The following is a 14,752-nucleotide window of genomic DNA, read 5'->3' on the forward strand; positions in this document are numbered from 1 at the left end:
ATAATATCAGTATTAAGTAGGCATATAAGTAGGAAGGCAGTAAAAGACCTGGATAATATAAAGAAAAATCTAGATACAAAAAATCTACTTTTATCCAGACAACTAAAAGAAAAAGGAGGATTATAAAACCGGGCAGGATATAGAGTATGAATTATTTAAGATGAGAAGAGTTGAATTACTGGCCCACTTAGAGGAGACAAATGATGAAGAAGAGATGAAAAAGATAAAAGGTGAATTAGATAGACTTGAAAAAATAATATTATTCAGTGATCGGTAATACCGGTCATTTCTTTTTTTATGATTCTAAAACTATTTTCGGATATATAATTACTGTGGGGAAAATTTACCTTAATGTAATATAACTAGAAAAAGCCAGGAATAATAAGGAGATTTTAAATACTATAATGCAGGCACAAATTTTAAAAGTTAGTAAAATAGTTTCATGCAAAAAAATAGCAGGAATTAGATGCTTTAGAGAGAAGATAACAATAAGTTGTAAATAAATGTTGTTTTATAATGATTATTCATATTGAATTGATATATATATAATTTTAAGGAGAAGAAAAGGAGTAATTAAAATATTAATGAAAAAACTTAGAAACATTCGTGAAGAAATTCTTATACTTGATGGATAGCCGAACTCTATGTTATATGTTCATACTGGCAAAGAAAGTTCTTGCTAAGAGAAAAAATAGGGGAGGATTTGAGGAACTATTATCTATCCTGCGCTAAAGTATCAGATAATTATTATCAACTATTACTTTGATGTACGGCTATTTCTTTTTCAAGATGTGTTTTCAGCTGCATTAGAGCATCGATCAGGTCATTGACTTCTTTTAGATAATTGCTGGTATTCTCTATTTCCTGTTCGATTATTTCACCATCAAGTGAGATATCTATAATAGTATGTTCTAGATTTACAACATCTCTGATCTCTTTAATAGTTGTTAGTACTTCGCGTCGTAAGTCATGGAAATCATCCATTAGGGGGAAAAACCATTTCAATTCAAATGGAGAATAGTTTTGTTCAGAGAATAATTGGTATAGATAACTAACAAATAATGACTTATTGTCTAGAACATTGCAGATAGTAAGTACTATCTCGGCAGGAGGAAGTGGGGCATTATCCTTTTCGTACTGACGATAAGTCTTTTCACTACAACCGACTTTTAAAGCTATATCACTGGCATTTGTGAACTTTTCTTTTCTTGCTTTGCGAAGGGCTTCAGGGAAAACGGTAATTTTCTTCAAGTTTATACCTCCTAAATAGTAAAAATATGTCTTTTATTTTTAACTTGATATATTATAATTATATTAAAATCACAGTGATAAGTAAATATGAAATTTGAATAATAGCAATAAATGTTATAATCCTATTTATTATATTTAAGTACAAGCTTAAATCTGTCTAATATTTTGGTAAAGAATCTATTAGTTTCTTTTACCAGATTACATATATAAATTTTAAAATAGGGAGGAATTGTGATGAGTACAGAATTACCTAGAGAAGTAACAGAAAAATTAAGCACATGGAAGGTGGGACAGATAAAAAACCCGGAAGAATATGGAGGAGTAAGTAAAAAAGGTCTTTTAGGTAGAAGATTAATAGCTCTACTTTTATGGCCTGCTGGTTTGATCGTTGGCTTTAAGATGAAAGGTAGTGAGTCAGAAGTCAAATCATATCAGGGTAAGGAAATAATTTTTGTTAGTATAATTGCAATGATTGCCAGTATTTTGTATGCAACTATCTAATTAAATTAATTAATTATGTGAAAAACAGAACATGATTTACAAAAAGGAGAGAAATCCAATTGAAAATATCAAAAGTTAAATCTGCTAATTGTCTTGCTTTACTTATTTTAATATTTCTTTGCACGAACATCGTTTTAGCTGAATCTTTACCAGATCAGGATGGGATTTTTTATTATCCAAATACCCTAACAGATATAAGGGATATTAATTTTGTTGATAATGCTATTGCTATAACTGCCGTGGCTGATGATGGCAATATCTATACTACTTTCTATCAAGGCAATAGTTCTCACTGCCTTGGGACACACTATTTTGAAAGTGCCAGTGTGGATGATATATCAAATCAATCTCTAGATAATGTAAAAGGGACCTATTATATTGTTGATGGTGCGACAGATGTTAGGGGTGTAAATATTGTCGGTTCATCAATTGTAGTGGCTACAAGGACAGATGAAGGGGATGTAGTTCTATATCTCTATGAATCTGGCAATTCTTATTTCGAGTCATTACATGTATTTCACTCTACAGATGGGAGCAATAGTAAGGAAGAACTGGATGAGGCAGATTATATACCAGAGGAAGCTACTGATTTAATAGATTTTCAAATGATAGGTACAAATATGATTTTTACTGGTAAGCAGAAAAACGGGGGTTTAGCTATGATTTCTTATAAACCTGAGCCAGTTTATGAATATTTTAAGATTAAACCCTATGCGGAAATAGAAAATCTATCTAACAAAGAGGGTACATATTATGTACCAGAAGAAGTTGGAGATGTAACTGAAGTAGAGATTAATGAACAGGAAATAACAATATTCTTTAAAGTACCATCAGGTGATCTTGCACTGCTTACATATAATAAAGGGATCTCTTTACCAGTAGGAATGGCTCAGTTTGCAGTATTACCAGGTGATACTGTTGATAATCGGGAATTACCAGTTAAAGATGGGACATATTATGTAGCTGATATGCTTACTAATGATTTAGTAAATACAGCAATAGATAATGAACATGATATTATTTATTTATTATCAAAATTAGAGGATAGGCTAATTCTAACAGCTTATTATATAGGTGATTCCTATCCTGCTGCATATTTAATATTTTTGTTGAAAGAACCTGAGTTGTGTATCTAATTAATTTAGTACAAGCCTGTTCCGACATTTGATAGAAAAGCTTATTTATATTGGGATAGGTATAGATTCTGTTATATATGCTAGTATGTAGATATAAAGGTTTTCTTTATACAGTTATACTATAATGAGATAAGGAGATGAATGATTGTGACAACACAAAATGAACAAATGTCATATACTGCCAGGAGGCAGCAGGGGGTACAGGGTATTAATAATATGGATATAGCGGGTGAACAGCGAAGGTTTATGGTTAAAGTATATGGCTGGATGTTTCTGGCACTGATGATTACGGCTCTTGTAGCATTAATTACTGCTTCTTCAGAGACAATTTTAATGATGGTATATGGTAATCAGGTAGTTTTCTTTGGTATGATAATTGTTCAAATGATATTAGTCTGGTCTTTATCAAGTAGGATGCACAAAATATCAGTTACTACAGCTACGATTAGTTATTTTATTTACTCAATATTAAATGGTCTACTTTTGTCTGTTATTTTTCTGGCTTTTACTACAGGTTCAATTGCAGCAACATTTTTTATCACAGCTTCAATCTTTGGTATAATGAGTATTTACGGTTATTTTACTGATAAAGACTTAACAAGTGTGGGGAATATCTGCTTGATGGGATTAATTGGAATTATTATCGCCTCACTTGTTAATATGTTTTTACATAGTACTACCCTTTACTGGATAATTACCTATATAGCGGTAATAGTATTTACAGCATTAGCGGCTTTTGATACTCAGAAGATCAAACAGATGAATGTTATAGGTGATGAGGGTACTGATCAGGATAAAAAACAGAGTATACTTGGAGCCTTAATTTTATATATAGATTTTATAAATCTCTTTCTTCAGTTGTTAAAAATATTTGGTAAAAGCAATGAAGAAGAATAGTTGATTAAAAATCAATAATTATATAGTTAAGTCACTTTTTCAAAAAAGTGACTTAACTATTATCTTAAATTTTATTAATGGAATAGTTTATAAAAATTTACTTTAAAATACTTTACTTGAGGTGATGAATGATGAATAAAAAGATAATATTAATCTTAGTTTTGCTAGTAAGTGTAACGATGTTGATGGGTTGTTCTTCAGAAGTAACAACAGCATTATTCCTGAAGTCTTGTGCAGAAGGAACAGCTGAAGAGGTACAACGAAAAATTGATAGGGGAGCAGATGTCAATTTGACAGTAGATGATGATCTAACCCCATTGATGTTTGCTGCAATGAAGAATGATGATCCGGAGGTAGTAAGTGTACTGGTTGAAAATGGGGCAGAGGTTGATGCAAAAAATAGTAAGGAGTGGACTGCTTTGATGTCGGCTGTACGGCATAATACTCCTGAAGTGGTTGATGCTTTTATTACTAATGGTGCTGATGTCAATGCTAAGGATCATGATGGCTGGACACCATTAATGCATGCAGCATCTGTAAATACCAATATTGAAGTAACAAAACTTCTAGTTAAATCTGGAGCAAAAGTTAATGCTACAAATGATGAAGGTTGGACACCATTAATGGAAGCGGCAACAGGGAATCCAAATGTAAAAGTAGTAGAGACATTGATAAAAAATGGGGCAGAGGTTGATGGTAGGAATAATGCTGGCTGGACAGCTTTAATGGCAGCTGCTAAAAATAATACTCCAGAAGTGGTTAAGATTCTTATTAAGAATGGAGCTAATGTAAATGCACAAGGCAATGAAGACTGGACACCGTTGATGGAAGCGGCAGTAGATAATACTAATCCAGAAGTAATTAAGGTTTTGATTGAGTATGGGGCTAAAATTGATGCACAGATGGATGATAATGGGGCAACAGCTTTAATGTATGCTGCCTATAGTAATAGCAATCCTGAAGTAGTCTTAACACTATTAGAAGCTGGTGCTAATCCTAAGCTAAAGAGTAAGGAAGGAATGCTGGCTGTTGAGTATTTAGAACAGTTTAATGAAGAATTAAAGGGAACAGAGGCTCATCAAAGGTTGAAGGAACTTAGTTATTGAAATCATTTTTAATAGTAACTATTACCAAAGAAGTCTAAGAAATTAACGTTAGAGAAGTTAGATAAAAGCGATTTTTACAGCAATAAAAGAAATCTGTTCTAGATATTCAATATGAATAAGTAGGTGGATAAACCCCAATAAACTGGAGCAAGTCTATAAATCGTTAAAACTGTAAGGTAATTAAATGGTCTGAGTTCTCTAATTGCCTACTTAGAAAAGAGTTTTTCTATAAAATTGTAGTCAGAGAGGCAGTAATTGATATGAAAAATTCTTTTCTTAGGGAAGATCTCTATTTGTCATTGATTGAATCAGGACTATTTGAGTAGGTATTATAATAAATTAAGTAATAGATAGGGGAGATATAGTGAATAAAAGAATAATTATAATTCTTAAATTATTAATTATTGGCTTATTAGTAGTGGGCTTCTTATTACGATTTAACTTTCTTAAAGTATGTGCTAATAGGAGTTTACTTGAAGTGAAATTAGCTTTAAAATTAGGAGCAGATGTTAACCATAGTGATAAAAAAGGAAACACTTCTTTAATGGCAGCAGCAATCAAGAATTCAGACCCAGAGATAATAAAATTTCTAATTTCTAAGGGAGCGAAAGTAAATGATACAACTAATGATGAAGAATATACTGCTTTAATGTATGCTATTATGGAAAATGATAATGCTGAGATAATAAGAGCATTAATTAAATATGGGGCAGATGTTAATTTTAGAGGTCAAAGTGGTTGGACACCATTAATGACTGCAGCAGCCTATAATAATGATCCTGAGGTAGCAGAGATGTTGATTAAATATGGAGCAGATGTTAATGCAAGAAGGCCGGGAGGTTTTACAGCTTTAATTTATGCAGCAGGGAGTACGGATAATATAGAAGTAATCGATGTTTTAATTCAAAATGGAGCTCAGGTTAATAGAGGGGATGATACCGGTTGGACACCCTTGCTGTGGGCTGCCAGATATAATAAGAATCCAGAAGTAGTGATCAGACTCTTACAGTATGGGGCTGATCCTCAGGCCCGTAATAGCTATGGCTGGCGGGCAGTGGATTTGATTGAAGAGAATGAATACTTGAAAGGAACTGACGTACATTATACATTACAGGAATTGAGCTATTAGTAAGATACGGATATTATAATACATAAGATTGTGTTACCCTCTAAGGTTATTGGACAAGTTACTTATCAGTTGTTAAAAAATAAAATGAGCTTATTAACGGAAAATGGGATTATTTAAAGTGTGCTATAACAATAAATCATCCATGATGATGATTTGGTCTAAAAATAAAGTATAAAAATATATATGGAAGTGGTGAATGTTAATGAGGAGAAATGTATCGATTATCTTGCTAATTATTGGACTACTATTGATACTTAGATTTATAATAGCAGGTGTTTTATTTCATAGAATCTGTGCTTTTGGCAATCCAATATTGACCAAATTGTGTGTAATGTTGGGATCTAATGTTAATTATAGGACTGATAAAGGTATAACACCATTAATGGGAACGGTATCTTTTAATGATGATCCTGGAGTAGCAAAAGTGTTAATAGATGCTGGGGCAGAAGTAAATGTAGGGGATATAGATGGAATGACACCTTTAATATGGGCGGCATCGGATAGTAATAATCCAGAGATACTAGAATTGTTGATTGAAAATGGAGCTGAAGTAAATGCTGAAGATAACAATGGGATAACACCATTAATGTGGGCAGCATCAAAAAATATTAATTCAGAGATATTAGAAATACTGATAGAAAATGGAGCGAAGGTAAATGTAGGGGATATAGATGGAATGACACCTTTAATATGGGCGGCATCGGATAGTAATAATCCAGAGATACTAGAATTGTTGATTGAAAATGGAGCTGAAGTAAATGCTGAAGATAACAATGGGATAACACCATTAATGTGGGCAGCATCAAAAAATATTAATTCAGAGATATTAGAAATACTGATAGAAAATGGAGCGAAGGTAAATGTAGGGGATATAGATGGAATGACACCTTTAATATGGGCGGCATCGGATAGTAATAATCCAGAGATACTAGAATTGTTGATTGAAAATGGAGCTGAAGTAAATGCTGAAGATAACAATGGGATAACACCATTAATGTGGGCAGCATCAAAAAATATTAATTCAGAGATATTAGAAATACTGATAGAAAATGGAGCGAAGGTAAATGTAGGGGATATAGATGGAATGACACCTTTAATATGGGCGGCATCGGATAGTAATAATCCAGAGATACTAGAATTGTTGATTGAAAATGGAGCTGAAGTAAATGCTGAAGATAACAATGGGATAACACCATTAATGTGGGCAGCATCAAAAAATAATTATTCAAAGATATTAGAAATACTGATAGAAAATGGAGCGAAGGTAAATGTAGGAGATATAGATGGGATGACGTCATTAACTTATGCGGCAGAAAAGAGCAATAATCCAGAAGTAATTAGAATTTTAGTAGAAAATGGAGCAGAAATTAATATAAAGGATAAAGATGGGTATACACCTTTAATGTATGCTGTTAATAACAATAGTAATCCAGAGATTATCTCAACTTTATTAGAATATGGTGCAGATCCAAAGATAAGAGATAATAGTGGTCAAATGGCAATCAACTATATAAAGAATAACCCGGAGTTACAGGGGACAGCAATTCATCAGAGGTTGAAAAAAATTAGTAATAATTAAAATGAGAAATAATTACTAGTAACTTATACTTCAAATTAGAAATTAAGTTTATTTTTAAGAACTAATAATTTAATGGATACTATATTTGATGGTGACAATATTTACTTTTTATCAAAGTTGGAAGATAGGTTGGTTTGATAGCATTGATAGCAGTAATTTCTATCTAATTGAATATATGTTTTTTGAATTTATAGAACCAAATTTATGTTTCTAGTTTTATAATTTTGTTAAAAAGTTTAGTATATGTTAAGGAAAGATAAGTTTCTTTCAGCCATACTCAATTAATAAAAATAAAGGAGATGGATATTATGACAACACAAAATGAACAACTATCATATTCTGCCAGGAGGCAGCAAGGGGTACAGGGTATTAATAATCAGGATATATCAGGTGAACAGCGCAGGTTTATGGTTAAAGTATATGGCTGGATGTTTCTGGCATTGATGATTACAGCTGTTGTAGCATTGATTACTATTTCTTCAGAGTCAATATTAATGATGATATTTAGCAATCAAGTAGTGTTTTTTGGTTTGTTAATAGGTGAATTAGTATTAGTCTGGATTTTATCTCGTAGGATATATAAAATGTCTGTTCCTACAGCGATGATTACTTATTTGCTTTATTCGGTGATTAATGGTTTGACCCTATCCTGTATTTTTCTTGCCTATACTATGGGTTCAATTGCAGGAACATTTTTTGTAACAGCTTTAATCTTCGGTATTATGGCTCTTTACGGTTATTTTACAGATAAAGATTTAACAAGTGCCGGGAATATATGCTTAATGGGACTAATTGGAATTATAATTGCCTCACTGGTTAATATGTTTTTAAATAGTACTGCACTTTACTGGATTATCACCTATGCAGGGGTAATAATCTTTACAGCATTAGCTGCTTATGATACTCAGAAGATAAAACAGATGAATGTTATAGGTGATGAAGGAACTGCTCAGGATAAAAAACAAAGTATTATTGGGGCTTTGATACTATATTTGGATTTTATAAATCTCTTTATTATGTTGTTAAGAATTTTCGGTCGAAAAAGAAATTAGTGATTTAGCTTTATTAGTTTGGAGTTGGTAGGTTGTTCTTCAAAATGACAATAGCATTATTTCTAAAGGTCTATGCAGACGGAACAGCGAGGAGGTTCAGAGGAAAATAGATAGTGGGGCAGATGTTAATATTTGACAGTAGAGAATGTTCTAACAACATTGATATTTGCTGCTGTGAAGAATGACCAGAAGTAATAAGGGTACTGGTAGAAAATGGGACAGAGGGTTGATGTTAGGAATATACATGGTTGGATAGCGTTGATGTCTGCTGCTAAAAATAAGTGACAGAATATAGATATACAGAATATTTCTTTGAGTTAATGGGACTGGATGAAAAAAAATAAAGAAGAAATTAAAGAGAATTTGAGGGGGGTAAGATGTGATGAAAGGTCGTATTATTATTTTTGTGATAGTACTTATCTTAATAGTTGGGAATTCCCTGTATCATGGTAGCTTACTGGCTAAAATATGTGCTAAGGGAAGTCCAGGGTTAATTAAATTAGTCTTTAATTTAGGGGTTAATGTTAATGCTAAGATTAAGAAGGGAATGACACCATTAATGTTTGCTGCCTATAGTAATGATGCTGAAATAATAGAGAACTTAATTAAACAGGGAGCTAAAGTTAATGAAAGAGATGATGAAGGTTGGACACCATTAATGACTGCAGCAGCCTATAATAATAATCCTGAGGTAGCAGAGATGTTGATTAAATATGGAGCAGATGTTAATGCAAGAATGCCAGGGGGTTTTACAGCTTTAATTTATGCAGCAGAGAGTACGGATAATATAGAAGTAATTGATGTTTTAATTCAAAATGGAGCCCAGGTTAATAGAGGGGATGATACCGGTTGGACACCCTTGCTGTGGGCTGCCAGATATAATAAGAATCCAGAAGTAGTGATCAGAATCTTGCAGTATGGGGCTGATCCTCAGGCCCGTAATAGCTATGGCTGGCGGGCAGTGGATTTGATTGAAGAGAATGAATACTTGAAAGGAACTGACATACATTATACATTACAGGAATTGAGCTATTAGTAAGATACGGATATTATAATACATAAGATTGTGTTACCTTCTAAGGTTATTGGACAAGTTACTTATCAGTTAACGGAAAATGGGATTATTTAAAGTGTGCTATAACAATAAATCATCCATGATGATGATTTGGTCTAAAAATAAAGTATAAAAATATATATGGAAGTGGTGAAATGTTAATGAGGAGAAATGTATCAATTATCTTGCTAATTATTGGACTACTATTGATACTTAGATTTATAATAGCAGGTGTTTTATTTCATAGAATCTGTGCTTTTGGTAATCCGACATTGACCAGATTGTGTATAATTTTGGGATCTAATGTTAATTTTAGAGATAATACAGGTATAACACCATTAATGGGAACGGTATATTTTAATGATGATCCTGGAGTAGCAAAAGTGTTAATAGATGCTGGGGCAGAAGCAAATACTGAAGATAATGAAGAAATGACGCCTTTAATGTGGGCAGCTATAGGTAGTAATAATCCAGAGATATTAGAATTGTTGATTGAAAATGGATCTGAAGTAAATGCTGAAAATAACAATGGGATAACACCATTAATGTGGGCAGCATCAAAAAATAATAATCCAGAAATAATAGAATTGCTGATAGAAAATGGAGCAAGGGTAAATTTAAAAGATATAGATGGAATGACGTCATTAACTTATGCGGCAGAAAAGAGTAATAAGCCAGAAGTAATTAGAATTTTAATAGAAAATGGAGCAGAAATTAATATAAAGGATAAAGATGGGTATACACCTTTAATGTATGCTGTTAATAACAATAGTAATCCAGAGATTATCTCAACTTTATTAGATTATGGTGCAGATCCTAATATAAAAGATAATAGTGGTCAAATGGCAATCAACTATATAAAGAATAACCCGGAGTTGCAGGGAACAGCAATTCATCAGAGATTGAAGGATGTTAGTTATTAATAACTATTCTCTAAAAGGGGTGTGATGACTAATGACAGTCGGAGAAATGAATAAAGAAGCAATTTCTACAGGAATTAAAGATATTTGTTCTAGATATTCCGGTGATAGATATGAAGCAGGTAAGTCTATTGGCCATAAAAAACTGGAACAAGCCCGTAAGTCTTTTCTAATACCAGAATCTGCACAGGTTTTTGCCATAGCATATGGAACAGCATTCAGGAGTGGTAAAAAAGGAACAGCTATCTGTGATGATGGACTTTATATTAAAAATGGAGATGACAGGGCCAGGGTAATTGAGTGGGCTGAGTTCTCTAATTGCGTAATTAAAAAAGAGTTTTTCAATAAAATAGTAGTCAGTGAGGCAGTAATTGATATGAAAAATTCTTTTCTTAGGGAAGATCTCTATTTGTTATTGATTGAATCAGGACTATTTGAGTAGGTATTATAATAAATTAAGTAATAGATAGGGGAGATATAGTGAATAAAAGAATAATTATAATTCTTAAATTATTAATTATTGGCTTATTAGTAGTGGGCTTCTTATTACGATTTAACTTTCTTAAAGTATGTGCTAATAGGAGTTTACTTGAAGTGAAACTGGCTTTAAAATTAGGAGCAGATGTTAACCATAGTGATAAAAAAGGAAACACTTCTTTAATGGCAGCAGCAATCAAGAATTCAGACCCAGAGATAATAAAATTTCTAATTTCTAAGGGAGCGAAAGTAAATGATACAACTAATGATGAAGAATATACTGCTTTAATGTATGCTATTATGGAAAATGATAATGCTGAGATAATAAGAGCATTAATTAAATATGGGGCAGATGTTAATTTTAGAGGTCAAAGTGGTTGGACACCATTAATGACTGCAGCAGCCTATAATAATGATCCTGAGGTAGCAGAGATGTTGATTAAATATGGAGCAGATGTTAATGCAAGAAGGCCGGGAGGTTTTACAGCTTTAATTTATGCAGCAGGGAGTACGGATAATATAGAAGTAATCGATGTTTTAATTCAAAATGGAGCTCAGGTTAATAGAGGGGATGATACCGGTTGGACACCCTTGCTGTGGGCTGCCAGATATAATAAGAATCCAGAAGTAGTGATCAGACTCTTACAGTATGGGGCTGATCCTCAGGCCCGTAATAGCTATGGCTGGCGGGCAGTGGATTTGATTGAAGAGAATGAATACTTGAAAGGAACTGACATACATTATACATTACAGGAATTGAGCTATTAATGGGAAATTTAGATATTATAATACATAAGATTGTGTTACCTTCTAAGGTTATTGGACAAGTTACTTATCTGTGGTTAAAACATAAAATAAGTTTATTAATGGAGATTGGGATTATTTAAAGTGTGCTATAACAATAAATCATCCATGATGATGATTTGGTCTAAAAATAAAGTATAAAAATATCTATGGAAGTGGTGAATGTTAATGAGGAGAAATGTATCGATTATCTTGCTAATTATTGGACTATTGATACTAAGATTTATAATAGCAGGTGTATTATTTCATCCTATTTGTGCTTATGGCAATCCGATATTGGTCAGATTGTGTATAATGTTGGGATCTAATGTTAACTTTAAGACTGATAAAGGTATAACACCATTAATGGGAACGGTATCTTTTAATGATGATCCTGGAGTAGTAAAGGTGTTAATAGATGCTGGGGCAGAAGTGAATGTAGGAGATATAGATGGGGTGACACCATTAATGTGGGCGGCCTCGTATAGTAATAATCCAGAGATATTAGAATTGTTGATAGAAAATGGAGCGAAGGTAAATATAGGAGATATAGATGGGATGACACCTTTAATATGGGCGGCCTCAGACAGTAATAATTTAGATGTATTAAAAGTACTAATAGATGCTGGAGCAGAAGTTAATGCTAAAACTAAAAGTGGTTGGACTCCATTAATCTGGGCCGTAGTAGAAAATAAGAATCTAGAAATAATAAAATTCTTGATTAATAATGGTGCAAATGTGAATGCAAGAAGTGAGTTCGGAGGCACTCCTTTAACATATGCAGCAGAGAATAATACTAATCCAGAGATAATTAAGGTTTTGCTTGAACATGGAGCCAGGATTGATTATAACCAGACTAAAGATGGGGCAACAGCCTTGATGTTTGCAGCATATGCTAATAGCAATCCTGAAGTAGTTTTAACACTATTGGAGGCTGGAGCTAATCCTAAGCTAAAGAGTAAGGAAGGAATGCTGGCTGTTGAATATTTAGAACAGTTTAATGAAGAATTAAAGGGAACAGAGGCTCATCAGAGGTTGAAGGAACTTAGTTATTGAAATTAATATTATTAAAAATTGGGTAACTATATAGGAGGGATAAATTTTGAAAGACGATAAGATTATTAATGAAGAAATTATAAAAACTGAAGATGATGTATTCAATATGTTAGATATCCAATGGAACAAAAAGAAAGTAAATGGTGAGATAGTTTTTATGAAGATAGAGAAAAAGAAATACCTTTCTTTGAGAATAAACCAGATGAAAACCTGGTTAATTATATCGAAAATGATATTTTAACACCTGGAAAAACACTGGAAATAGGCTGTGGACCGGGGAGAAATGCAATTTATCTTGCGGAAAATAATTTTATGGTTGATGCCATAGACTTTTCTGAAGTTTCTATTGAATGGGCAAAAGAGCGAGCAGAAGAGGCGAAAGTAGCAGTGAATTACCAATGTATATCATTTTTTGAGTATGATGTGCCAGAAGAGGAGTTTGATTTAATATACGATTCTGGTGTTTTACACCATATAAAACCACATCGGAGATTTGAATATCTGAAAAAAATATGGAATTTGCTTAAACCTGATGCTTATTTTGCTTTGGTATGTTTTAATCTTCAGGGAGGTGCTAATATATCCGACTTTGATGTTTATCGTGAGTATTCAATGAGAGGTGGATTGAGTTTTAGCGAATATAAGTTAAAAGAGGTTTTATCACCATTATTTAATATTATAGAATTTAGACAAATGAAGAAAACGAAGACAAATGTTTTTGGTCAAGAATTTTTATGGACTGTTTTAATGAAAAAAAGGTTTATCCAGTTTAGCATAACAAAATAGCGGTTCAAGAAAATCTCTGAAATAGGGTATTTTTATTTCAGAGATAGTTATTTAGACTGGGAGAGTATAATATAAATTATTCTTCCAGCAATTCACTAAAAGACTTTCTTAACTGAATAATTATATAGCCCTGAGTATCTCGGTCAGCCTGCTGATAGGTTTCCAGCAGTGAATGTAATAAACGGTAAAATGTTGCTTTTTCCTTATTTTGATCTTGTAATTTATTTTCCATCAATTCCAAAAAAGCCTTTTCTGTTGCAGGAAGATCATTTATAAGATTAATTGCTTGCTCAAGAATTTCTTTATTATTTTTTTTCATGGGACCTTGCCCTGTTTCCAACCATTTTTTATTAATGCCGAAAACAAGTGAAATAGCATTTAATAATTGACTTGTCGGATTACTATGTCCACTTTCTATTTGTCCTATTGTGGACCGTCCAAAAGAAATTTTATCTGCTAAATCCTGTTGGGTTAAATCATAAATTTTTCTTAATTGCTTGATATTACTTATTATTATGTCGTTATTCATAATTTGAGCTCCTTTATATAAAAAGGTATAAAAATTTTCCTTGACATTGTTAAATATAAACAATATAATATAAATAAAGAAACATTAAAGTTTATATTTAACAAGATGATTTGAATTAAAAAAAGACAGAGTTATCCCTGGCTCTTTCTAAAACAGAAAGGAGGTATCCATCTATTAATCCAGGGTAAAAAGAGAACAGTTGCCAGCTGTTTTGTTAGCTTATCCCATTAAATAATTATATCATATGGACAGGTTTTTGTAAATTTGTGGTAGGGGTGTTTTGCTGGAGTATGGTTCCCGGGAGGGGTTGCTGTGCAAAGAGGAGAGAAATTGCAGGAAGGTCTACCAGAATATCAACCGGGAGATAAGATATACAAGTTATTTAATCACGATATAGTAATAATAAGGGGAAAAGATGAGGAGTTTATCATTAAAATTGTCAAGTTGAAAAAGAATAGAAGTGTTTGACCTGGGGCCCTGGGCCGGGAATTTATTT

The 14,752-nt window shown here is 32.5% G+C and carries 17 protein-coding genes; 15 read left to right on the forward strand and 2 right to left on the reverse strand.

What is annotated here, in order from left to right:
* Nucleotides 1-750 precede the first annotated feature (750 nt).
* The gene (locus D7D81_RS08095) at nucleotides 751-1,251 is read right to left on the reverse strand and encodes a helix-turn-helix domain-containing protein (protein WP_125988965.1); all 501 of its coding nucleotides are present in this window, start codon (nucleotides 1,249-1,251) and stop codon (nucleotides 751-753) included.
* A gap of 234 nt (nucleotides 1,252-1,485) precedes the next feature.
* On the opposite strand from D7D81_RS08095, the gene D7D81_RS08100 reads away from it, so the two are divergent.
* From D7D81_RS08100 to D7D81_RS08160, 14 genes are all read left to right on the forward strand, one after another.
* Nucleotides 1,486-1,752, forward strand: a complete 267-nt coding sequence (locus D7D81_RS08100) for a hypothetical protein (protein ID WP_125988967.1) — start codon at nucleotides 1,486-1,488, stop codon at nucleotides 1,750-1,752.
* Between the two features lie 59 nt (nucleotides 1,753-1,811).
* Nucleotides 1,812-2,888: a hypothetical protein gene (locus D7D81_RS08105; protein ID WP_125988969.1), complete on the forward strand. Its 1,077-nt coding sequence runs from the start codon at nucleotides 1,812-1,814 to the stop codon at nucleotides 2,886-2,888.
* Between the two features lie 147 nt (nucleotides 2,889-3,035).
* Nucleotides 3,036-3,785, forward strand: a complete 750-nt coding sequence (locus tag D7D81_RS08110; protein ID WP_353622100.1) for a Bax inhibitor-1/YccA family protein — start codon at nucleotides 3,036-3,038, stop codon at nucleotides 3,783-3,785.
* Nucleotides 3,786-3,913: 128 nt separating this feature from the next.
* A complete protein-coding gene (locus D7D81_RS08115) occupies nucleotides 3,914-4,891 on the forward strand; it encodes an ankyrin repeat domain-containing protein (RefSeq protein ID WP_125988971.1) in 978 nt (325 codons plus the stop codon).
* A 364-nt stretch (nucleotides 4,892-5,255) separates the two neighbouring features.
* Nucleotides 5,256-6,020, forward strand: a complete 765-nt coding sequence (locus D7D81_RS08120) for an ankyrin repeat domain-containing protein (protein WP_164522167.1) — start codon at nucleotides 5,256-5,258, stop codon at nucleotides 6,018-6,020.
* A gap of 202 nt (nucleotides 6,021-6,222) precedes the next feature.
* On the forward strand, nucleotides 6,223-7,599 hold the full coding sequence (locus tag D7D81_RS08125; protein WP_164522168.1) for an ankyrin repeat domain-containing protein: 1,377 nt from the start codon (nucleotides 6,223-6,225) through the stop codon (nucleotides 7,597-7,599).
* Between the two features lie 407 nt (nucleotides 7,600-8,006).
* Nucleotides 8,007-8,651, forward strand: coding sequence for a Bax inhibitor-1/YccA family protein (locus D7D81_RS08130; RefSeq protein ID WP_286170391.1), 645 nt, complete (start codon nucleotides 8,007-8,009; stop codon nucleotides 8,649-8,651).
* A gap of 382 nt (nucleotides 8,652-9,033) precedes the next feature.
* Nucleotides 9,034-9,687: an ankyrin repeat domain-containing protein gene (locus D7D81_RS08135; protein ID WP_286170392.1), complete on the forward strand. Its 654-nt coding sequence runs from the start codon at nucleotides 9,034-9,036 to the stop codon at nucleotides 9,685-9,687.
* A gap of 173 nt (nucleotides 9,688-9,860) precedes the next feature.
* On the forward strand, nucleotides 9,861-10,628 hold the full coding sequence (locus D7D81_RS08140) for an ankyrin repeat domain-containing protein (protein ID WP_125988978.1): 768 nt from the start codon (nucleotides 9,861-9,863) through the stop codon (nucleotides 10,626-10,628).
* A 31-nt stretch (nucleotides 10,629-10,659) separates the two neighbouring features.
* Nucleotides 10,660-11,067, forward strand: a complete 408-nt coding sequence (locus D7D81_RS08145) for a hypothetical protein (protein WP_125988979.1) — start codon at nucleotides 10,660-10,662, stop codon at nucleotides 11,065-11,067.
* A gap of 38 nt (nucleotides 11,068-11,105) precedes the next feature.
* A complete protein-coding gene (locus tag D7D81_RS08150; RefSeq protein WP_164522169.1) occupies nucleotides 11,106-11,870 on the forward strand; it encodes an ankyrin repeat domain-containing protein in 765 nt (254 codons plus the stop codon).
* Nucleotides 11,871-12,074: 204 nt separating this feature from the next.
* Nucleotides 12,075-12,941, forward strand: a complete 867-nt coding sequence (locus D7D81_RS08155) for an ankyrin repeat domain-containing protein (protein WP_164522170.1) — start codon at nucleotides 12,075-12,077, stop codon at nucleotides 12,939-12,941.
* 46 nt (nucleotides 12,942-12,987) lie between these two features.
* Entirely contained in the window at nucleotides 12,988-13,182 is a 195-nt protein-coding gene (locus D7D81_RS19815) for a hypothetical protein (protein ID WP_205739385.1), read from the forward strand.
* The gene (locus D7D81_RS08160) at nucleotides 13,164-13,727 is read left to right on the forward strand and encodes a class I SAM-dependent methyltransferase (RefSeq protein WP_286170393.1); all 564 of its coding nucleotides are present in this window, start codon (nucleotides 13,164-13,166) and stop codon (nucleotides 13,725-13,727) included. Before D7D81_RS19815 ends, D7D81_RS08160 begins: the two co-directional genes overlap by 19 nt.
* A gap of 76 nt (nucleotides 13,728-13,803) precedes the next feature.
* Here the strand turns inward: D7D81_RS08160 and D7D81_RS08165 are convergent, their stop codons facing one another.
* A complete protein-coding gene (locus D7D81_RS08165) occupies nucleotides 13,804-14,256 on the reverse strand; it encodes a helix-turn-helix domain-containing protein (protein WP_125988982.1) in 453 nt (150 codons plus the stop codon).
* A 312-nt stretch (nucleotides 14,257-14,568) separates the two neighbouring features.
* Between D7D81_RS08165 and D7D81_RS19475 the strand changes: the two genes are divergently transcribed.
* Nucleotides 14,569-14,724 (forward strand): hypothetical protein, encoded by a 156-nt coding sequence (locus D7D81_RS19475; RefSeq protein ID WP_164522050.1) that lies wholly within the window; start codon nucleotides 14,569-14,571, stop codon nucleotides 14,722-14,724.
* Nucleotides 14,725-14,752: the final 28 nt, after the last annotated feature.

Source organism: Halocella sp. SP3-1, from assembly GCF_003953885.1.
GTDB lineage: Bacteria > Bacillota > Halanaerobiia > Halanaerobiales > DTU029 > Iocasia > Iocasia fonsfrigidae.

What these genes read in the sequence shown, in the direction of transcription:
- D7D81_RS08100 (WP_125988967.1), top strand. Translation starts at nt 1,486, where the DNA reads ATGAGTACAGAATTACCTAGAGAAGTAACAGAAAAATTAAGCACATGG.
- D7D81_RS08115 (WP_125988971.1), top strand. Translation starts at nt 3,914, where the DNA reads ATGATGAATAAAAAGATAATATTAATCTTAGTTTTGCTAGTAAGTGTA.
- D7D81_RS08125 (WP_164522168.1), top strand. Translation starts at nt 6,223, where the DNA reads ATGAGGAGAAATGTATCGATTATCTTGCTAATTATTGGACTACTATTG.
- D7D81_RS08130 (WP_286170391.1), top strand. Translation starts at nt 8,007, where the DNA reads ATGGTTAAAGTATATGGCTGGATGTTTCTGGCATTGATGATTACAGCT.
- D7D81_RS08135 (WP_286170392.1), top strand. Translation starts at nt 9,034, where the DNA reads ATGAAAGGTCGTATTATTATTTTTGTGATAGTACTTATCTTAATAGTT.
- D7D81_RS08140 (WP_125988978.1), top strand. Translation starts at nt 9,861, where the DNA reads ATGTTAATGAGGAGAAATGTATCAATTATCTTGCTAATTATTGGACTA.
- D7D81_RS08145 (WP_125988979.1), top strand. Translation starts at nt 10,660, where the DNA reads ATGACAGTCGGAGAAATGAATAAAGAAGCAATTTCTACAGGAATTAAA.
- D7D81_RS08155 (WP_164522170.1), top strand. Translation starts at nt 12,075, where the DNA reads ATGAGGAGAAATGTATCGATTATCTTGCTAATTATTGGACTATTGATA.
- D7D81_RS08165 (WP_125988982.1), bottom strand. Translation starts at nt 14,256, where the DNA reads ATGAATAACGACATAATAATAAGTAATATCAAGCAATTAAGAAAAATT.